At 67.9% G+C, this 19386-nt stretch carries 23 protein-coding genes; 7 read left to right on the forward strand and 16 right to left on the reverse strand.

Annotation, left to right across the window (positions count from 1 at the left end; genetic code table 11):
• The first annotated feature begins 29 nt into the window (after positions 1-29).
• Both AC3WP6_RS05120 and AC3WP6_RS05125 read left to right on the forward strand, forming a co-directional pair.
• Positions 30-254 (forward strand): hemin uptake protein HemP, encoded by a 225-nt coding sequence (locus tag AC3WP6_RS05120; RefSeq protein ID WP_492626718.1) that lies wholly within the window; start codon positions 30-32, stop codon positions 252-254.
• Between the two features lie 75 nt (positions 255-329).
• Positions 330-911 carry a hypothetical protein gene (locus AC3WP6_RS05125; RefSeq protein ID WP_492626719.1) on the forward strand — a complete coding sequence of 194 codons (582 nt, stop codon included), beginning with the start codon at positions 330-332 and terminating at the stop codon, positions 909-911.
• 105 nt (positions 912-1016) lie between these two features.
• Here the strand turns inward: AC3WP6_RS05125 and ptsP are convergent, their stop codons facing one another.
• From ptsP to AC3WP6_RS05185, 12 genes are all read right to left on the reverse strand, one after another.
• Positions 1017-2747 carry a phosphoenolpyruvate--protein phosphotransferase gene (gene ptsP, locus AC3WP6_RS05130; RefSeq protein ID WP_492626720.1) on the reverse strand — a complete coding sequence of 577 codons (1731 nt, stop codon included), beginning with the start codon at positions 2745-2747 and terminating at the stop codon, positions 1017-1019.
• A 181-nt stretch (positions 2748-2928) separates the two neighbouring features.
• Positions 2929-3198 carry an HPr family phosphocarrier protein gene (locus tag AC3WP6_RS05135; protein ID WP_492626721.1) on the reverse strand — a complete coding sequence of 90 codons (270 nt, stop codon included), beginning with the start codon at positions 3196-3198 and terminating at the stop codon, positions 2929-2931.
• Positions 3191-3583, reverse strand: a complete 393-nt coding sequence (locus AC3WP6_RS05140) for a PTS sugar transporter subunit IIA (RefSeq protein WP_492626722.1) — start codon at positions 3581-3583, stop codon at positions 3191-3193. Before AC3WP6_RS05140 ends, AC3WP6_RS05135 begins: the two co-directional genes overlap by 8 nt.
• Before the next feature lies 1 nt (position 3584).
• Entirely contained in the window at positions 3585-4481 is an 897-nt protein-coding gene (rapZ, locus tag AC3WP6_RS05145; protein WP_492626723.1) for an RNase adapter RapZ, read from the reverse strand.
• A 4-nt stretch (positions 4482-4485) separates the two neighbouring features.
• Positions 4486-5436: an HPr(Ser) kinase/phosphatase gene (gene hprK / locus AC3WP6_RS05150; protein ID WP_492626724.1), complete on the reverse strand. Its 951-nt coding sequence runs from the start codon at positions 5434-5436 to the stop codon at positions 4486-4488.
• Positions 5437-5715: 279 nt separating this feature from the next.
• Positions 5716-6039: a ribosome hibernation-promoting factor, HPF/YfiA family gene (hpf, locus tag AC3WP6_RS05155; RefSeq protein ID WP_492626725.1), complete on the reverse strand. Its 324-nt coding sequence runs from the start codon at positions 6037-6039 to the stop codon at positions 5716-5718.
• 134 nt (positions 6040-6173) lie between these two features.
• Positions 6174-7649 (reverse strand): RNA polymerase factor sigma-54, encoded by a 1476-nt coding sequence (locus AC3WP6_RS05160; RefSeq protein ID WP_492626726.1) that lies wholly within the window; start codon positions 7647-7649, stop codon positions 6174-6176.
• Between the two features lie 88 nt (positions 7650-7737).
• Positions 7738-8457, reverse strand: coding sequence for an LPS export ABC transporter ATP-binding protein (gene lptB / locus AC3WP6_RS05165; protein WP_492628635.1), 720 nt, complete (start codon positions 8455-8457; stop codon positions 7738-7740).
• Positions 8457-9002, reverse strand: coding sequence for a lipopolysaccharide transport periplasmic protein LptA (gene lptA, locus AC3WP6_RS05170; RefSeq protein ID WP_492626727.1), 546 nt, complete (start codon positions 9000-9002; stop codon positions 8457-8459). The genes lptB and lptA overlap by 1 nt, the downstream gene beginning before the upstream one ends.
• The gene (gene lptC / locus AC3WP6_RS05175; RefSeq protein ID WP_492626728.1) at positions 8959-9567 is read right to left on the reverse strand and encodes an LPS export ABC transporter periplasmic protein LptC; all 609 of its coding nucleotides are present in this window, start codon (positions 9565-9567) and stop codon (positions 8959-8961) included. The genes lptA and lptC overlap by 44 nt, the downstream gene beginning before the upstream one ends.
• Positions 9564-10112 carry a KdsC family phosphatase gene (locus AC3WP6_RS05180; protein WP_492626729.1) on the reverse strand — a complete coding sequence of 183 codons (549 nt, stop codon included), beginning with the start codon at positions 10110-10112 and terminating at the stop codon, positions 9564-9566. Before AC3WP6_RS05180 ends, lptC begins: the two co-directional genes overlap by 4 nt.
• Before the next feature lie 27 nt (positions 10113-10139).
• The gene (locus AC3WP6_RS05185) at positions 10140-11150 is read right to left on the reverse strand and encodes a KpsF/GutQ family sugar-phosphate isomerase (RefSeq protein ID WP_492626730.1); all 1011 of its coding nucleotides are present in this window, start codon (positions 11148-11150) and stop codon (positions 10140-10142) included.
• A 153-nt stretch (positions 11151-11303) separates the two neighbouring features.
• On the opposite strand from AC3WP6_RS05185, the gene AC3WP6_RS05190 reads away from it, so the two are divergent.
• Together AC3WP6_RS05190 and murA are read left to right on the forward strand one after the other, a co-directional pair.
• Positions 11304-11546 (forward strand): BolA family protein, encoded by a 243-nt coding sequence (locus tag AC3WP6_RS05190; RefSeq protein ID WP_492626731.1) that lies wholly within the window; start codon positions 11304-11306, stop codon positions 11544-11546.
• An 85-nt stretch (positions 11547-11631) separates the two neighbouring features.
• Positions 11632-12891, forward strand: coding sequence for a UDP-N-acetylglucosamine 1-carboxyvinyltransferase (gene murA / locus AC3WP6_RS05195; RefSeq protein ID WP_492626732.1), 1260 nt, complete (start codon positions 11632-11634; stop codon positions 12889-12891).
• A gap of 70 nt (positions 12892-12961) precedes the next feature.
• Here the strand turns inward: murA and AC3WP6_RS05200 are convergent, their stop codons facing one another.
• From AC3WP6_RS05200 to purM, 3 genes are read right to left on the reverse strand one after another with little or no spacing between them, the layout of a single operon-like run.
• Positions 12962-13660: a DUF3108 domain-containing protein gene (locus tag AC3WP6_RS05200; RefSeq protein WP_492626733.1), complete on the reverse strand. Its 699-nt coding sequence runs from the start codon at positions 13658-13660 to the stop codon at positions 12962-12964.
• Positions 13661-13695: 35 nt separating this feature from the next.
• Positions 13696-14343: a phosphoribosylglycinamide formyltransferase gene (gene purN, locus AC3WP6_RS05205; protein WP_492628636.1), complete on the reverse strand. Its 648-nt coding sequence runs from the start codon at positions 14341-14343 to the stop codon at positions 13696-13698.
• Between the two features lie 19 nt (positions 14344-14362).
• A complete protein-coding gene (gene purM / locus AC3WP6_RS05210; protein WP_492626734.1) occupies positions 14363-15397 on the reverse strand; it encodes a phosphoribosylformylglycinamidine cyclo-ligase in 1035 nt (344 codons plus the stop codon).
• 128 nt (positions 15398-15525) lie between these two features.
• Between purM and AC3WP6_RS05215 the strand changes: the two genes are divergently transcribed.
• Genes AC3WP6_RS05215 through hda form a run of 3 tightly spaced genes read left to right on the forward strand, consistent with a single transcriptional unit; the run spans position 15526 to position 18392 of the window.
• Positions 15526-16530, forward strand: coding sequence for a DUF8605 domain-containing protein (locus AC3WP6_RS05215; RefSeq protein ID WP_492626735.1), 1005 nt, complete (start codon positions 15526-15528; stop codon positions 16528-16530).
• A complete protein-coding gene (locus AC3WP6_RS05220; RefSeq protein ID WP_492626736.1) occupies positions 16531-17697 on the forward strand; it encodes an AI-2E family transporter in 1167 nt (388 codons plus the stop codon).
• Positions 17694-18392: a DnaA regulatory inactivator Hda gene (gene hda, locus AC3WP6_RS05225; protein ID WP_492626737.1), complete on the forward strand. Its 699-nt coding sequence runs from the start codon at positions 17694-17696 to the stop codon at positions 18390-18392. Before AC3WP6_RS05220 ends, hda begins: the two co-directional genes overlap by 4 nt.
• A 3-nt stretch (positions 18393-18395) precedes the next feature.
• Here the strand turns inward: hda and AC3WP6_RS05230 are convergent, their stop codons facing one another.
• Positions 18396-19214: an inositol monophosphatase family protein gene (locus AC3WP6_RS05230; protein ID WP_492626738.1), complete on the reverse strand. Its 819-nt coding sequence runs from the start codon at positions 19212-19214 to the stop codon at positions 18396-18398.
• Positions 19215-19386 lie beyond the last annotated feature (172 nt).

Here is a 19386-nt window from a genome sequence, read left to right on the forward strand (position 1 = left end):
TATGGTCGAACCCCTTCGTGGAGTTTTCCATGCCCGCTACCCCGTTTGCCGATGCGATCGCCGCGCATCCCGAAACCGTTGACTGCCCCGCGTGCGGGGTGCCGCTTGTCGCGCGTGCGCTGGTGGCGTCCGCGGTTCACTGCATAAACAGCCGAGTCTTGCTCGACGGCCGCCGCGAACTGGTGATCCGCCACCGCGGCAGCGACTACCACCTGCGGCTGACCCGCAACGACAAATTGATCCTCACCAAATGACGGCAAGTCTGCCGTCGCCGTCAGCCAGCCGCGCCGCTTGCGGCAAGCCATCCATGTTCGATCCGGGAGATTGCCATGATTGCCTGGCTTGCTGCGCGCGCTGCGCGTTCCTGTTTGCCGTTCACCGATACCCGCGCCGACCGCCGTTGGGTACGCGCATCGCCGCGTGCCCTGGCCGAGCGCCTGCCCGCCGCCGGCCCGCTGCTGACGCTGGCCACGCCCGTGCCAACAGCCGCCGCCACGGCGGGTGGATTTTTGGTGGCACGCACCGAGCTGGCGGCGTTGCCGGCCATGCACTGGCTTATCGTGGGCAGTCGCGTGGATGCCGATGGTCCGCACGAATGGATCGAATGCCGCGACCGTGATGGTCGCCTCGGCCTGCAATGCCATCTGTTGCCGGATACCGATTACCTCGGTTGGGAAGCCCTGACCTGCCTGGTCGAAAACACCGCTGCGTGTGAGGCGCCGCCGATGTGCGACCCGCCGCCAAGCTTTCTCGGCGTGCTCGATTTCCGCTGGCACCGGCAGGCTGGCCTGAATCTGGTTGATGCCGTGGACGTGACGGGGGTTTCCCCGTGGGGCAGCGAGGCTGTGCGTGCGGCGGCGCGCGCGACCGGGCTGCCGATCGGGAGCGTAGGCGGGGGCGGCTCGTTTTGAGGCGACGGATGCGGGGTTTGTGGGGCCGGTGGCAGTTCCCCGGGGCCAAAGACCAGCGCAGGATCCGGCGCCACTGGCGTAGCGGCAGCAGCTTGCCGCGCTCTGCTACTCCGCCCACTGTGTCAGCAACGCGCTGACCTCTTCGTGCGTGTCGGCGTGCAGCAACTGCAAACTGTGCGCGCGCAGCGCAGCGGCGTCGAGCGTGGCAAGCCGGTCGCGCACCTGCAGCAGTTGCGCCGGATGCATGCTGAATTCACCCAGCCCCAGCGCGATCAAAAGTGCGGTGAAGTGCACGTCGCCGCCGATTTCGCCGCACAGGCTGACCGGCTTCTTTGCGCGCCGCCCGGCGCTGATGACGTAGGCGATCACGCGCAGCAGCGCCGGCTGCAGCGGCGTGTAGATGTTGTCCAGTGCATCGTTGCCGCGGTCGGCGGCAAGCACGTATTGGGCAAGATCATTGGTGCCGATGGCGAGAAAATCCGCGTGCTTGAGCAGTGCGCGCACGTTGATCGCTGCCGCCGGCACTTCCACCATGGCACCCAGCGGCAGGGTTTCCGGCAGATCCACGTTTTCGCGCTTGAGCTCCTGCCGTGCCAACGCAAACAGCGCGCGCACGGCAATCAACTCGTCCGGCTGGGTGACCATCGGCACCAGCACGCGCACCGGGCCGTAGCAGGCGGCGCGCAGGATGGCGCGTATTTGCGTGGTGAATACCGCCGGGTAACGCAGTGACAGGCGCACGCCGCGCACGCCGAGCGCCGGGTTGTCCTCGCCGCGTAGCACCAGGCCGGCGGCATCCGCCTTGTCGGCACCGAGGTCGAGCGTACGGATGGTGACCGGCAGGCCGCCCATGCCGAGCACCAGCTCGCGGTAGGCGGTGAATTGTTCCTCCTCGGTGGGTAGCCGCTTGTGCCGGAGGAACAGGAACTCGGTGCGGTACAGGCCGACGCCGTCGGCGCCGCGGGCGCGCGCCGAAGCGACATCGCTGGCGGTTTCGGCGTTGGCCAGCAGGCGGATGGCGAGGCCGTCGCGGGTGCGCGTGGGGGCGTTGGCCAGCGTGGCAAGCCGCCGCCCTTCGGCCGCCGCTTCGCGCTGCCAGCCGCGATAGCGGGACAGGTCCTGCGCGGTCGGATGGATGATCGCCTGGGCGTGCTCGGAGTCGAGCAGGATCAGGTCGTCGTCGTGGATCAGTGACAGGGCGTCGCGCGCGCCGACCAGCATCGGCAGGCCGAGGCTGCGGGCAAGGATCGCGCTGTGGGAGTAGGCGCTGCCGCCACTCGCCACCACGCCCAGCAGGCCGTTCCCGGCCAGTTGCGCCATGTCGGCCGGGGCGATGGTATCGGCCACCAGGAGCTCGCCGACGCGCGCGGCCAGCTTGCGCTCCTCCGCGCTGGTCTGCCGCTGCAGCGCCGAGATCACGCGCGCGATCACCTGTTCGATGTCTTCCTTGCGGCCGCGCAAATAGGGGTCGTCCATCGCCTCGAACGCGGCCGCCACCTTGTCGCCCTGTTTCTTCAGCGCCACCCCGGCGCGGTAGCGGCCGACCTTGACCAGCTCGTCCAGCCCGCGCAGCAGCTCGCCGTCGTCCAGCAGCAGGCTGTGCGCGTCGATGAATTCGTTGGCCTCGCGCGCCAGCGCACCGTGCAGCTTGCTGCGCAGCTCGCGCAATTCGCGCCGGGCGGCATCCAGCGCGCGGTGCAGCGCCTCCAGCTCCGCCGCCACCTCGTCATCCGCCAGTGGCCGGCTGTCCACCATGTACCGGCTCGGCTGTACCAGCCGCGCCCGCCCCAGCGCCATGCCGCGCGAGGCCTGGGTGCCCGGCAGCACCAGCCTCATGGGCGGGAGCCCATGAGGCTGGGAATCGAGATTCGAGATTCGGGATTCGGTTTGATGCCGGGATTGGAGATATGGGATTGGGGATTCGAAATGGCAAAAGCCGCAAACTGCTTGCTGCGGCAAGACTTGCCGCAGCCTGCTTTGCCCAATCTCCAATCTCGAATTTCCAATCCCATCGTTCTCACCCCCCCTCGTCAAACTTGCGTTCGAACAGTTCCACGACGGCGTCGACGGCGGCTTGTTCATCGGGGCCGTCGGCGCGGACGGTAAGCGGCGTGCCGGGGCCAGCGGCCAGCATCATGACGCCCATGATGCTTTGCGCGTTGACCTCGCGGCCGGCGCTCAGCAGCCAGACGGTGGAGCGAAAGCCTTGTACCCGTTGCACCAGTTTTGCCGACGCCCGCGCATGCAGGCCGAGTTTGTTGGACACCACCACTTCGCGTTCAAGCATGGTCGATCAAGATCCCTGAACGGCCGCCGCTGGCCGCGATGTCGACGAGTTCGTCGAGGTTTTTCTCCGCGTAATTCAGCACCCGCAGCAGCATCGGCAGGTTGAGCCCCGACACACAGCGCAGGCGCACGCCAAGCGAGGTCAGCGACAAGCCGATGTTGCAGGGCGTGGCGCCGTAGAGGTCGGCGAGCACCAGCACGCCGTCGCCTTGGTCGAGCGCGCGCGCGTGGCGCGCGGTGAGGGTGCGCCATGTGTCCGGATCGCATTGTGCCGGAACTTCCACCGCGTCCACTCTGAGCGGCAGCACCGGCAGCACGTGGCGGGCGGCGCTGATCAGCGCCGGGCCGACCGCTTCATGGGTCATCAGCAGCACGCCGACACTCATGTCAATCCAGCTCGCGGTGGAAAATCAGCACGCCTTCGCGCTGCGTGCGGTAGTGCGCGGCAAGTTGTTCCACCAGGTATACCGAGCGATGACGACCGCCGGTGCAGCCGATGGCGATGGTGACGTAGCTGCGGTCGTCGGCCTCGAAGCGCGGCAGCCAAGTGTCCAGCCAGCGGCGCGTATCGGCGAGGTATTCGGCCACCAGCGGTTGGCCGTCGAGATACTCGCGCACCGGTTCATCCTTGCCCGAGAGCGGGCGCAGCCGCGGTTGCCAGTGCGGGTTGGGCAGGCAGCGTGCGTCGAACACGAAATCCGAATCCAGCGGTAGCCCGCGCTTGAACGCGAACGACTGGAACATCAGCGTCATGCCCTCGGTGGCCTGCGCATAGTCGGTGGCGACGACGCGCCGCAACTGGTGCACGTTGAGGTCACTGGAGTCGATCACGCGCTCGGCAATTGCCATCAGCGGGCGCAGCAGGCGGCGCTCCTTGCCGATGGCCTCGGCCAGCGAAACGCCGCGCTCGGCCAGCGGATGGCGCCGACGGGTTTCCGAGTAACGCTTGATCAGGACCTCGTTGCGGCAATCGACAAAAACCAGGTGCACCTCGATCCCGGTCGCGGCAAGCTCGGAAATCACCTGCGGCATGTGGGCGAAATCGGCGCCGCGGTTGCGCGCATCGATGCCCACGGCGACCAGGCGCCGACGACGGTTGGCGACGGCCTGCACCAGCTGCGGCAGCAGCGCCGGCGGCAGGTTGTCGACGCAGTAGAAATCGAGATCCTCGAACGCACGCAAGGCCACGGTCTTGCCGCCGCCGGACATGCCGGTGAGCACGACGAGGTGGGTGGCGTGCGGGTTGGTGCGTGCGGAAAGCAGGGGCAACGTATCGTTGTTCATGGCCTCACCATGGCGGCAGCCGGCGCATCTGGTGCGCCTGGCGGTCAATGAAGGTTTGCGCCGGGTCGATGCCTTTGCTTTTCAGCGCATGGCTGCGCACCGCGGCCTCGACCAGCACTGCCAGGTTGCGCCCGGAGGCGACCGGCAAGGTGATCATCGGCACTTTCACGTCAAAGATCTCGCGGTGCCCGACGTCACCGGTGAGGCGGGTCAGCGCGTCGATGTCCTCACCGTCGCGCAGCGGCTTCAGGTGGATGACGAGGCGCAGGTACTTGCTCGGCTTGACCGACATGGCGCCAAACATTTCGCGCACGTTGATGATGCCCAGCCCGCGCACTTCGAGCAGATCCTGCAGCAGCTCCGGGCAGGCGCCATCGATCACGTCGGGCGCGATCAGGGTGAACTCGGTGGCGTCGTCGGCCACCAGCCGGTGGCCGCGGCTGATGAGTTCCAGCGCCAGCTCGCTCTTGCCGGAGCCGGAATCGCCGGTGATCAGCACGCCGATCGAGAACACCTCCATGAACACGCCATGCAGCGTGAGCTTCGCCGCCAGCAGGCGCGCCAGGTGGTATTGCAGAAACGTCAGGATTTCGTGGCCGCGCTTGGCGCTGACCCACAGCGGGGTGTCGGTTTCCTCGGCCACGTCGCGCAAGTCGGACGGCACCGACTGGTCGCGCGTGATGACGATTGCCACCGGCTTGCTGGCGGCGATCTTGTGAATCACTTCCCAGCGCTGACGTGAATCCAGGCCGTCGAGATAACCCAACTCTTCCGAGCCGATGATCTGGATCTTGTTCGGGTAGATGACGTTGAGATAGCCGATGAGCGACGGTCGCCGCACGTCGGCGATGCCGGTCTCCAGCACCCGCCCCTCGCCGCGCATGCCCGCCGGCCAGCGCAGCGCCATGCGCTCGCTGACGCCATCGTAGAGTTGTCGAGCGGTAAGCCGATCCAAACCAAAGCCCTTCTGCGTGGCCGCGCAATGCGTGCGGCCATTGTGCCAGCTTGGGGCAACGCCTGGAGTGGCGCGGCGGTGGCGGAAACGATTGGGCACACCGTGATATTGCCGCGGCCATCTCCCACGCCAGCATTTGACGCGTGCCACTGCGATGGCCGGCGGCACCACCTGGGTTGCCTCAAAACGACTTTTCCCGGCCTGCCTGATGGCGGCCGTGCACGCATCTGGGCAGCCTGCGGCGGATCGCGCTCCGGCGCGACCCGCCGCAGCGATGGATCAGCCGAACTGGCGCTCTTCGCGCGCCGCGCGCTGATGCTTGTTGGCCACCTTCTCGCGATAACGGCGCAGCTGGCTGACGAGTTTGTCGAACAACAGGTCGATCGACGCGTACATGTCGCCTTCCATTGCCTGCGCGTGCAGGCTGGTGCCCACGGCGTTCAAGGTGCCGTCGGCGCGATGCTGCAGCTTGTCCACCGACAGCACGATGGTGAGGCTTTTCAGCTTGTCGTCGAGGCGGGTGAGGCGGTCGAGCTTGGCCATGGCGTGGGCACGCAGCGCCGGGGTGACTTCAATCTGCTGACCGCTGAGCTGGAATTGCATGATGCGCCTCCTCTGGTGGTACAGGCCGCTCGTCGCGGCCGGATGGGCGCGCCCCGAATGTCGGGCCGGGGCGCGTCGTGAATCATCCTTCAGTGCAGATGTTGGGAACGTTATGGCCGGTTGCAAGTTCCCCTTCAGCCGGCGCGCTGGCGTTCGCTGGAACTGGGAATGCGCAGGCCTTCACGGTATTTCGCCACGGTACGGCGCGCCACGTTGATGCCCCGGCGCTGCAACTCGGCGGCCAATGCCTGATCGGACAATGGCTTGCGCGGGTTCTCGGTCTCGATCAGCTTGCGCAGCATCGCCTGGATCGCGGTCGCCGATGCGCTGCCGCCGTCCTCGGTGGAAACTCCGCTGGAGAAGAAATACTTGAGCTCGAAAGTGCCGCGCGGCGTGTGCAGGTACTTGCGCGTGGTGACGCGCGAGATGGTGGACTCGTGCATGCCGACTTCCTCGGCCACCTCGCGCAGCACCAGCGGGCGCATCGCCTCGGGGCCGTAGTCGAGGAATGCGCTTTGCCGGCGCACGATCGCGCCAGCCACCTTGAGCAGGGTGTCGGCACGCGATTCGAGGCTCTTGAGCAGCCAGCGCGCTTCCTGCAACTGGCCTTTCATCCAGTTGGCGTCCTCGCCGCGGGTGCGCGCGATGAGGCTGCAGTAATGCTGGTTGAGGCCGAGCCGCGGTTGCGCATCGGCATTCAGGCGCACTTGCCACTGGCTGCCGTGCTTGACCGCATAGACATCCGGCGCCACATACTCGACCGGCGTGTTGTCGAGCGCCGCGCCGGGGCGCGGGTCCAGACTGCGGATGAGGGCGGTGGCGAGAGTGATCGCGTCTTCGTCGGCGTGCAGCTTGCGGGCCAGTTTGGCGACGTCGTTGCGGGCCAGGAGTTCCAGCTCGGTGTCGACGATGGCCATGGCGAGGCTGCGCTGCGGCGTGGCTTCATCCATCTGTTCAAGCTGGCTGCGCAGGCAGTCGCGCAGGTCAAGGCTGGCGACGCCGATCGGGTCGAAACCCTGCAGTCGATGGCGCACGACCTCGATTTCGTCGAGGTCGGCGGCAAGATTGGCCGGCAGCGCTGCCTGCACGGCCGCGATGCCGTCGGCAAGGTACCCGTCGGCATTCAAGGCGTCGATCAGCACCGTGGCGATGGCGGTCTGGCGCGGGTTGAACCCGGCGAGGTTCAGTTGCCAGACCAGGTGTTGCTGCAGGGTTTCCGGCGCCGCGTTCTGCGGCTCGTAATCCTCGTCGCCGCGGCTGTTGGCGCCGTTGCCGACGCTGCTGGAGAAGTCGATCGGGGTTTCGGCGCCGGCGGCACCGTTGTCCGCCCATTCGGTGTTGTCCTCGCTGTCGCCGGCACGCTCGGCAGCCACTTCGACGGCGTCGGCGGGGGTGGCGAAATCGGTCGCGGTGGCGGCCGGTTCGGCTTCGGTGGCGGCCTCGTCTTCCTGCGCTTCGTCGTCGAACTCAAGCAGCGGGTTGCTTTCGGCGAGCTCGCGCAGTTCGGCTTCCAGCTCAAGTTGGGAAAGCTGCAGCAGGCGTATCGCCAATTGCAGCTGTGGCGTCAGGGTGAGCTGCTGGTGGAGGCGAAGTTGCAGTCCAGGTTTCATGCCGACCGTAGCGGGAACGTCGTGATTCCATCGTACCCGCACGCGACGGGAGCATCCACACTGAGACAGCCGCAGCGTGAATCGGCCGTCAAAGCTTGAATTCGCGACCGAGGTAGACCTCGCGCACCTTGTCGTCGGCCAGGATGTGGGCCGGGGTGCCGCGCGCGAGCACGACACCGTCGTTCAGGATGTACGCGCGGTCGCAGATGCCGAGGGTTTCGCGCACGTTGTGGTCGGTGATGAGCACGCCGATGCCGCGCTCGCGCAGGTGGCGCACGATGCGCTGGATCTCGCCGACGGAAATCGGATCAACCCCGGCGAAGGGCTCGTCCAGCAGCATGTAGCGCGGGTTGGCGGCCAGCGCCCGCGCGATTTCCACTCGGCGCCGTTCGCCGCCGGAGAGGCTGATGCCTTTCTGGGCAGCGAGGTGCTCGATCTTCAGCTCGTCCAGCAGGCTTTCCAGCTCGGTGGCGCGTTCCTGGGTCGAGAGCCCCTCGCGCAGCTCGAGCACGGCCATGATGTTGTCGGCCACGCTCAGGCGGCGGAATACCGAGGCCTCCTGCGGCAGGTAGCCGATGCCGAGTCGGGCGCGCTGGTGCATCGGCAGGCCGGTGATGTCCGCCTTGTCCAGCCGGATGGTGCCGGCGTCGGCCTCGATCAGGCCGACCACCATGTAGAAACAGGTGGTTTTGCCGGCGCCGTTGGGGCCAAGCAGCCCGACGACTTCGCCCTCGCGGATGGAAAACCCGAAGTCGCGTACGACCTGACGGGCCTTGAAGCTTTTCTGCAGACCTTCCGCGGACAGCATCACTTGCCGCCCGTCGCCGGTTTCTGCTTCGGCAGGATCACGCCGTGCACCAGGCCGTCGCCGCCGGCATCGCCGGTGATCTGGCTGGTCTGGGTGTTGTAGGTGAGCTTGTCGCCGTGGAATTCGCCACGGTTTTGCTGGGTGACGGCGGCATTGCCGGTGAGCACGGCAATGCCGTGGAGGTTGTCATAGGCAAGGGTGGCGGCGTCGCCGGCCATCAGGTTGCCGGCATCGTCGAGCTGCTGGATGTGGGCCGGCTTGCCGGTCACCACCACCTGCGAAATCTGCTGGTCGCCATCAAGGTGGATCTCGGCCTTGTCGCCGGTCAGCACCATCGTGCCCTGGGTGATTTTCACGTCGCCGGAGAGCGTGGTCACCGTGTTGGGCGCGTTGTAGGCGTCGGTGTGCTTGGCCTGATAGGCCATCGGCTGGTCGCGGTCGGACTTTTTGGCCTGCGCAAGCGGCACCAGCAGCAGCGCGGCGAGCAGGCCGGCGATGAGCCTAAGACTTGTGCTTGCGCGGCGGGAATGTGCCGTGGCTGTCATCGAGCAACTCCAGGTGATTGTCGTTGAGGCTGGCGCGCAGCCCGATGCCGCCCATTTTACGGGCGCCTTGTGTCATCTGCGCAGGGGCGGCGGTGGCCATGCGGTTTTCCTTGGGCCACACCTCCACGTCGCTGGTGGTGAGCTCGGCCGCGGCGTTGTCGGCATACGCCGGGCGCTGCATGGTGACCGGGCCCTGCAGCTTGATGAGGGTGCCGGCGCGGTTGACCCAGCCGTACAGCGATTGACCGTGCCAGTCGGGCACGCCGGCTTTTTTTGCCGCAAGGTCGAATACCGGGTGGTCGATATACAGCGACTCGTCGCCCTCGCGACGCTCGATGCTGGGCGAAGTCATGCGGAATGCGGGCGCGCCCTGCTCGTTGTAGCTCCACACGTGGGCATCATTGAGCACGTAGCCGGAACGCGGCGGGCCGACGAAATCGTTCGGTTTCGGCGTCGGCCCGATCCACCACAGCACGAGCTGGGCAAGCCCGGCCGCCAGACCGACCGCCACGATGGCGCTGGCGAGCTTGCGGTCGCGCAACCACAGGCGCAGGCGACGGATCACCGCCAGCGCTCCCGTTCCGCATCCGCCTTGCCCTGCGCCAGAAGCAACAGATCGCTGACTTCGCGGGCGGCGCCCATGCCACCGGGCAGGTGGGTCCGCCAATGTGCCTCGTTGGCCACCCACGGGTGCGCGTTGGCCACGGCAATGGCCAGCCCGGCAAGACGCATCGCCGGCAGGTCGGGCAGGTCGTCGCCGGTAAAGGCGGCCTGTTCCGGCGTGAGGTTCAGCGCGTCGAGCAGGGCTTCCAGGCAGGCGCGCTTGTCGCCCTGGCCCTGGTACACGTGGCCGATGCCGAGCTCTTCGGCGCGCAGGGCGACCGGGTGGCTGATGCGCGCGGTGACCAGCGCCACGGCGATGCCGTTGGCCTGCAGGCGCTTCAGGCCGAGGCCGTCGTGCGCGTGGAACACCTTGGCTTCGTGGCCGTCTTCGCCGTACCACAGGCGGCCGTCGGTGAGCGTGCCGTCGACGTCGAATGCGGCGACGCGGATTTGTGCGGCGCGCGCGAGCACAGCGGGGGGAATGTCGGCGAGGTAATCGGTAGTCACGGGCAAGTCATCGGCAGGCAATGCGTATCAGACGACACGCGCACGGAGCAGATCATGAATGTTGAGCGCGCCGACGACGTGCTGGGCGGCATCGACCACCAGCAGCGCGTGGATCTGGTACTTCTCCATGAGCTGCGCGGCGGCGCTCGCGAGCTGGTCGGCGCCGATGGTCTTGGGGGCGCGCGTCATCAGGTTGGCCACCGCGGCGCCGCGCAGGTCGATCGTTTCGTCGTCCAGCGCGCGGCGCAGGTCGCCGTCGGTGAACACGCCGAGCAGGCGGTTTTCGGCATCGACCACAGCGGTCATGCCGAGTCGTTTGCGGGTCATTTCCACCAGCGCGGCGGGCAACGTCACGTCCGGGCTGACGCGCGGCACCTCGTCGCCGGTGTGCATCACGTCGCTGATGCGCAGCAGCAGCCGGCGGCCAAGGCTGCCGGCCGGATGCGAACGGGCGAAGTCGTCGGAGGTGAAGCCGCGCGCTTCCAGCAGCGCGATCGCCAGGGCGTCGCCCAGCACCAGCGCCACCGTGGTGCTGGTCGTCGGCGCCAGCCCGAGCGGGCACGCTTCGGTGTCGATGCCGGCGTCGAGCAGTACGTCGGCCTGGCTGGCCAGCGAGGAGGTTGCCCGGCCGGTGATGGCAATCAGCGGGATGCCCTGGCGTTTGATCATCGGCAGGATGAACAGCACTTCGTCCGTCTCTCCCGAGTACGAGATGGCCATGACGACGTCGTCGGGCTGGATCATGCCCAGATCGCCGTGGCTGGCTTCGCCGGGATGCACGAAAAACGCCGGGGTGCCGGTCGAGGCCAGGGTGGCGGCGATCTTGCGCGCCACATGGCCGGATTTGCCCATGCCGGTGACGATCACCCGACCGCGGCAGGCAAGCAGGAGCCGACAGGCGGCGACGAAGGCGTCGTCGACCCGCGGCGCCAAGGCGGCGATGGCCGCAGCTTCGGTGGCAATGGCCACGCGCGCGCTGCGCACGATGGCCGTAGGGTCGATGGCGATGGCGGCGTGCGGGGCGGGACGGGGGTTCATGGCGGCTCGATGCGGGGGAGGGATGCAGGCGGCTGTCGTTTCTGCGCCAGCAAAATTCCATTACCATGGCGCATTCCTATTTTAATGTCATGCGTCGACGCAATGGCCGCCAGCAGCGAGGTGGTCGCGCCGACGCCTCAGCGTGGAACACCGATGGACACCGCAAGCATCCAAGCCCTGATCGAAGCCGGCCTGCCCGGCGCACGCGCCACGGTGCACAGCACCGACGAGGTGCATTTCGATGCCACCGTCATCGCCAGCCAGTTTGCCGGCAAACTCACCATCGCCCGCCACCGCCTCGTCTATGCCACCCTGGGCGACAGGATGGGCGGCGAAATCCATGCGCTTGCGTTGCGCACGGTGACGCCGGAGGAGGCCGGGATTCGGGATTCGTGATGGGAGATTCGTCACCCCCGTTTCCCGCCAGGCTCTCGTATCGCGTCACCCGAATTTCTCATCCCGTATCCCGAATCCCGTAAAAATGGCCAAAATCCTCATCAACGGCGGCGTGCCTCTGCATGGCGAAGTCGCGATTTCCGGGGCGAAGAACGCGGTGCTGCCGATCCTTGCCGCCTGCCTGCTCGCCGACGAGCCGGTGAGCGTGGGCAACGTGCCGCATCTGCACGACGTCACCACGTTCATCGAGCTGCTGGGCCAGATGGGCGTGCAGCTGGTGCTTGACGACCGCATGAAGATCCATGTCGACCCGCGTTCGACCAGCACCTGCATCGCGCCGTACGACCTGGTGCGCACGATGCGCGCCTCGATCCTCGTGCTCGGGCCGCTGGTTGCGCGTTTCGGCGAGGCCGAGGTGTCGCTGCCCGGTGGCTGCGCGATCGGCTCGCGCCCGGTCGACCAGCACATCCGCGGCTTGCGTGCGCTCGGCGCCGACATTTCGGTGGAGAACGGCTACATCAAGGCGCGCGCGACGCGGCTGAAGGGGGCGCGCATCGCGATGGACATGGTCACCGTCACCGGCACCGAAAACATCATGATGGCGGCGACCCTGGCGGAAGGCACCACGGTGATCGAAAACGCCGCGCAGGAGCCGGAGGTGGTCGATCTTGCGCATTGCCTGATGGCAATGGGCGCCCAGATCGAGGGCGAGGGCAGTTCCACGCTGGTGATCCACGGCGTCGACCGCCTGCACGGAGCCGATTACCGCGTGCTGCCGGACCGCATCGAAACCGGCACCTTCCTGGTGGGCGCGGCGATGACCGGCGGCAAGATCCGCGCGCGCCACACGCGGGCGGCCACGCTGGAATCGGTGCTGGCGAAGCTCGAAGAAGCCGGCGCCGAGGTCACTACCGGCGAGGATTGGATCGAGCTGGACATGCATGGCAACCGCCCGCAGGCGGTCAACATCACCACCGCGCCGTATCCCGCTTTTCCGACCGACATGCAGGCGCAGTTCACTGCGCTCAACTGCGTGGCCGAAGGCACCGGCGTCATCACCGAAACCGTGTTCGAGAACCGCTTCATGCACGCCCACGAGCTGCAGCGGCTTGGCGCGGACATCCAGCTCGAAGGCAACACCGCGGTCATCAAGGGCGTCGATCACCTGAGCGGCGCGCCGATCATGGCCACCGACCTGCGCGCCTCCGCCTGCCTCGTGCTCGCCGGCCTCGTTGCCCACGGCGACACCACCGTCGACCGCGTCTACCACATCGACCGCGGCTACGAGAACATCGAGGAAAAACTCGGCGGGCTGGGCGCGCATATCCGGCGCTTGCCCAATTAGCGCAGGGATCGGGGATACGGGAGTGGGGATTCGGCGAAAGCGGGTCCCCGCGGACTGCGAAGACGCGCGGTTACGGCGTGGAGTAGCTCACCAGCTCCAAGGTGAGATTGCCGCCGTCGCTCTGCACGAGCTTGACTGGCAGTGGGTAGCGGGCGGAGGCGTACCAGGCGCTGAAGTCCTTGTCGGCGTCATTGCGTTCGACCCGGGTGGCATTGAAGTGGCCGGCGGGTACCTGCACCGGCCCGGTGCCGGCGACGTGAAAGCTCTGGGTCTCGACTTTTTGCCGCACGGCAACCGGCAGCGTGAGGCGCTGTTGGCCGTTGGCCAGCGCAAGTCCGATCGCGAGCGCCAGGGTGTTGCGCTCGACCATGCCCGGTTGTGCGGCGTAGGTTTCGTGGTGCCGGCCGTCGTCGACGGTGACCGCCTTGTCCGGCCAGTCCACGCGTAGCTGGCGCGTCTTGTTCTTGCCGGCGCTGCGGAAGCGGTAGTCGTAGCTCACCGCCTCCGGCACTGCGCCGCGCCAGCGGAAATGCGAGGTTTCGGTGGTGCTGGCGCCGAGCAGCGCGGCGAGGCCGGCGGTGCCCTGGACGTTCTTGGTATAGGTCGCCGTGCCATCTGCGCCGGTGGTGAGCGTCACCGTGGCATTGCCGATGGTTTGGCCACCCTGCAACACGCGGTAGTGCGCGGTGAAGGCGGTCGGCACGCTGGTGGCGGCAGTGACGCTGCTGACGGCGAGCAGGGCGAGGGCAAGCAGGAGGCGATGGGTCATGCAGCGAGCATGCAAGCCGCCGCCTGAACCATGCGTCACTGCAAGCCGTGCTCGGTCAGGCGCAAGGGAGCCTTGAGCGGCGTGCCATCCAGCGTGACGCCGGCGGCGGTGAGTGCGAGCCGATGTTCGGCCAGCAGCGCGACCACCGCGGGCAGCAGGCGGTGTTCCCATGGCAAGAGGCGCGCGGCCAGCGCGTCTTCGTCGTCGCCCGGCTCGATCGCGATGCGTGCCTGCGCAATCAGCGGGCCGCCGTCGAGCTCGGCGGTGACGAAGTGCACGCTGGCGCCGTGCTCGGCGTCGCCGGCCTCGATCGCGCGCCGATGGGTGTGCAGGCCACGGTATTTCGGCAGCAAGGACGGGTGAATGTTGAGCACGCGACCGGCCCAGGGACCGAGTACGGCACCATCGATCACGCGCATGAAGCCGGCCAGCACGAGAAGATCGGCGCCGCTGGCTTCGATCCGGTTGAACAGTGCGCGGTCGAAAGCGGGGCGGTCGGGAAAATCCTTCGGGCGCAGCGCAAAGGTGGCGATGCCGGCATCCCTGGCCAGTTGCAGTGCCGGTGCGTCGGGGTGATCGGAGCCGACCAGCACGAAACGCGCCGGCAGGGTGCCGGCGTCGCGTGCGGCCAGCAGCGCGGCAAGGTTCGAGCCGCGCCCGGAGGCGAGCACGGCAAGGTTCATGGTGGGTGGGTTCACGCGATCAACCAATATGCACGCGTTCGCTGGCGCTGGTCGCGACGACGTCACCGATGACGCGAGTGGCGAGGCCATGCTTGGCCAGCAGTGCGCCAGCGGCGGCAACGCCCGATGCCGGCAGGATCACGGTGAAGCCGACGCCGCAGTTGAACGTGCGCCACATTTCCTCGCGCGCCACGCCACCTTCGCGCTGCAGCCAGTCGAACACCGGCGGCAGCACGATGGCGTCCGCGTGGAGCGCCAGGCCGAGGCCGTCGGGCACGACGCGGATGATGTTTTCCTTGAGCCCGCCGCCGGTGATGTGGGCCATGCCGTGGATGGCGGTGCCCAGCGTCCGCAGCAATTCCAGCATCGGCTTCACGTAGATGATGGTGGGCGCCATCAGCGCGTCGGCGAGCTTGACGCCGCCGAGATCGAGGTCGAACGGGTTGCCGGCGCGCGCGAGGATCTTGCGGATCAGCGAGAAGCCGTTTGAGTGCGGGCCGCTCGATGCGACGCCCAGCACCACGTCGCCAGCGATGATCGCGTCGCCGGTCAGGAGTTGCGATTTCTCGACCGCGCCGACGGTGAAGCCGGCCAGGTCGTACTCGCCGGCCGGGTACATGTCCGGCATCTCGGCGGTTTCGCCACCGATCAGTGCGCAGCCGGCCAGCTCGCAGCCCTTGGCGACGCCGGCCACGACATCCGCCGCGGTCGCCACGTCGAGCTTGCCGGTGGCGAAGTAGTCGAGAAAGAACAGCGGCTCGGCGCCCTGTACCAGCACGTCGTTGACGCACATGCCCACCAGGTCGATGCCGATGGTGTCGTGGCGGCCCAGCTCCTGCGCCAGTTTCAGCTTGGTGCCGACGCCGTCGGTGCCGGACACCAGCACCGGCTCGCGGTACTTGCCGGACAGGTCGAACAGGCCGCCGAAGCCACCCAGCCCGCCCATCACCTCGGGGCGACGGGTGCGCTTGACCAGCGGTTTGATGCGTTCAACCAGCGCATTGCCGGCGTCGATATCGACCCCGGCGGCGCGGTAGGTGAGGGCGTCGGACATGGCGTGGACCGGCCGTGGAAAGCCGCTAATTCTACTGCACGCAGCGACCCGACTGCGCCCGGCATGGACGCCGGCAGGGCGATTGGGCGAGACTTTCACCCTGCTCCTGCCAATTGGGTGACCCGTTGATGCGCTCGTTTTCGCTGCGTTTGCTGGTACTGCTGGCGTTGAGTTTGGTGGCCGGGTTGGCCGCCTGGTCGACGGCCAGTGCGCAGGCGGCCTCGCCGTACGTGGTCACCGTGCCGGTCAGCGACACCAGCAATGCGCAGCGCAGCGATGCGTTTTCCACTGCCTTGGCGCAGGTACTGGCGCGGGTGGCTGGCGGGCAGGATCTGCGCAGCGAGCCGGGTTATGCCGATGCGCTGAAGGACGCCGCGGCGCTGGTGCGCCACTTTCAGTACGCGCGGGCGGCGACCGGCATGAGCCTCACGGTCGATTTCGAGCCCGGCGCGGTACGGCACCTCGTGCAGCGGCTCGGGGTGACCAACGCGGCCACGGGCAAGCCGCCGCTGCTGGTGCTGGTACAGGGCACCGATGGCGTGCCGCTCAACCAAGGGGCGCTCGCCAGCCTGGCAGGGGCGGCAGCAGCGCGGGGTTACGAAATCGCTTACGCCGCGGCCGCGAACGCACCGGATCTGGACAAGCTGGCCGCGGCCGACCCGGCGACGCTGGCGGCGATCAACCAGCAGTACCACACCGGCCTCGTGCTGGCGGGCAAGCTGCACGCTGGCAGCGCGGACTGGTTGCTGGTGGCGGGCGGCAAGGTGCAGCGCTGGAACGACAAGGGAGCGACCGAGGACGCCATGCTGGCTGCGGCCGGCACTGGCGCGGTGGATCGCATCAGCCGCCAGCTCAATGTCGTTGGCGCCAGCGTGGGCACCTACAAACTGTGGGTCGGTGGACTGGACAGCGCCATGGATTACGCCAATCTCGTGCACACCGTGCGCGCCGATCCCTCGGTGCGCAGCCTGGTCACGCTGGGGGCCGACAACGACGGCATGCTGTTTCAGGTGAAGGCCGCGATGCCGGCCGCGGCATTGGCGGCGAACCTTGCCGCCAGCGGGCGGGTGATCCGCACCGGCAGCCACGCCGGCACCGATGCCAGCTTGCGCTGGCTGCACGGGGAGCACTAGGTGGCAACGTCGCCTGCCAAGCGTTGGCAGTGGTTGGCGATCATCGCGGTCGCCGTACTGGTGGTGTGGCGCCTGTCGCCGATGCTGATGCCGTTTGCGGTGGCCGCGATGTTCGCCTACCTCGGCGATCCGATGGCCGACCGGCTCGAACGCTGGCATCTCGGGCGCACGCTGGCGGTGAGCGTGGTGTTCATTGTGCTGGGGCTGGTCGTGGTCGGCGCGCTGCTGCTGGTGCTGCCGCTGCTATCGCGGCAAATCGCGAACCTGGTGCAAAACGTGCCGCATTACGTGGCCTGGGCCGAAGACACCGCGTGGCCGTGGCTGCAGACCAGGCTGCATCTCGATCCGCACACGTTCGACAGCGACCGGGTGGTGGCGGCGCTCAAGGCGCACATCGGTTCGGTCGGCGGCATTGCCGGGCAAGTGCTGGGCACGGTGTCGCGCTCCGGGCTGGGCGTGGTGCTGTGGCTCACCAATCTGGTGCTGATTCCGGTGGTGACGTTCTACCTGCTGCGCGACTGGGATCGCCTGGTGGCCGCGATTGACCGCCTGCTGCCGCGTGCGGTCGAACCGACGGTGGCGCAGCTGGCGCGCGAATCCGATGCCGTGCTGGGCGCGTTCGTGCGCGGTCAGCTGTTGGTGATGATCGTGCTCGGCGTGTTTTACGGTGCCAGTTTGTCGCTGGTGGCCGGGCTCTCGGTGGGCGCGCTGATCGGCGTTCTCGCCGGCCTGCTGAGCTTTGTGCCGTATCTGGGCTTCATCACCGGCTTTGGCGCCGCGTTGATCGCCGCGCTGGTGCAATACGGCGACTGGAACCACGTGCTGGTGGTGTGCGGCGTGTTCGTGGTCGGGCAGCTGCTCGAAGGCTATGTGCTGGTGCCCAAGCTGGTGGGCGAGAAAATCGGCTTGCATCCGGTGGCCGTGATCTTTGCCGTGCTGGCCGGCGGCGAGCTGTTCGGGTTCCTCGGCGTACTGCTGGCGTTGCCGGTGGCATCGGTGGCGATGGTGCTGCTGCGCCATGCGCTGGAGCGCTATCAGAACAGTGAGTTGTATGCGGAGGGCGGCGAACCCGCAGTCGCGCCGGCAACCACGGAGGTGGCCGCGGCCACCGGCGCTGCGCCGGCGGAGGTCGCTCCCGCGCCGCCCGTGCCGCCATCCGCACCATGATCGCGCAGTTGCCGTTGGCCCTGCGCTGGCCGCGCCGCCAGCGTTTCGAGCATTTCCACGTAGGCGCGAACGCGGCGGCACTGGCTGCCGTGGTGCGCCTGGCGCGCGATGCCGGCGCGCCGTGGCTTTACCTGTGCGGCCCGGCCGGCAGCGGCAAATCCCATCTGCTGATGGCCGCGTGCCAGGCGGCGGGCGACGCCGGGCGCCACGTGCAGTACCTGCCGCTGGCGACGGTACCGGATCGTGCGGCGGCGCTGCGCGGTGTTGCCGGCAGCGACCTGTTGGCGTTGGATGACCTCGCTGCGCTGGCCGGCGAGCGTGAAGCCGAGCACGCGCTGTTCGACCTCTACAACCGCGCCAAGGCCGAAGGCAGTGCGCTGCTGCTGGCGGCGGGTGAGGCGCCCGCGCAGCTCGGCATCGCCTTGCCTGACCTGCGCTCACGCCTCGGCGCGTGCACCCGGTTGGTGCTCAAGCCGCTGGACGACGCCCAGCGCCGCGACGTGCTGCGCGCGCAGGCCGCCTTGCGCGGCATCGAACTCGACGACCACGTGCTCGACTGGCTGTTTGCCCGGCATACCCGCGATCTCGGTGCCTTGCTCGATCTGCTCGACAAGCTCGACCAGGCCTCGCTGGCGGCGCAGCGGCGGGTGACGATTCCGTTCCTGCGCGCGCTGCTGCGCGACGCGAACGGTTGACGGTCAGGCCTTCAGCAGCTCCGGCGGCGCGTTGGCGTTGATCGCGTCCAGCATGGCCTGGGTCACGTTGAGGTTGCCGGCGACGATGTTGCCGCTGGCGGGGATGCCATCGCGGCCGGCAAAGTCGGTGTAGCGGCCACCGGCTTCGTGCACCAGCAGCACGCCGGCGGCAAGATCCCAAGGCTTGAGGCCGATCTCGAAATAGCCGTCGAAGCGCGCGGCGGCGGTGTAGGCGAGGTCGAGCGCCGCGGAACCGGTGCGGCGAATGTCCTCGGCCTGGCCGAGCATGGCGCGCGTCATCGCCAGTTGCGCATCCAGGTGCGCGCGCTGGCGGAACGGGAAACCGGTGGCGAGCATCGCCCCGCCGAGGTTGTCGCGCTTGCCGACGCGAATGCGTTGCGGGCCGGTGCCGCGGTCGAGATACGCGCCGTCGCCCTTGCTGGCGGTGAAGAGTTCTCCGCGCAGCGGATCGAACACCACGCCGTAGACCGGCACGCCGCGGTCGAGCAGCGCGATGGAGACGCAAAAATGCGGGATGCCGCGCAGGTAGTTGTGGGTGCCGTCGAGCGGATCGATCACCCAGGTGAGCGGACTCTTCTTGCCGATCACGCCACTTTCCTCGGCGAGGATGCCGTGGTCGGGGTAGGCCCGGCGCAGCTCCTTGACGATCTCGGCCTCGGCCAATTTGTCGACTTCGGAGGCGAAATCCATGCGATGCTTTTCGATCACCGTGAGGCTGTCGATGCGGTTCATGTAACGCAGGATGACGTTGCCGGCGGCGCGCGCAGCGCGCACCGCGATGGTGATGGCGGGTCGGGTCATGGCTTCGGCTTGGGAAAAGAGCGGATCGCAGCCGGCGATTTTAAGGCCTCGGGGCGCAGAAATCACCCGCGTCGATCCATTCGTCCCGTCAGCTGACGCCCTGGCCCCGAAGCGGCGCGTGGCGCCCAGCCTGCATCAGGCTCGCGGGGACGCACCTTGACGAATCTCCCAT

The organism is Rhodanobacter sp. FW106-HT46G03, from assembly GCF_058789895.1.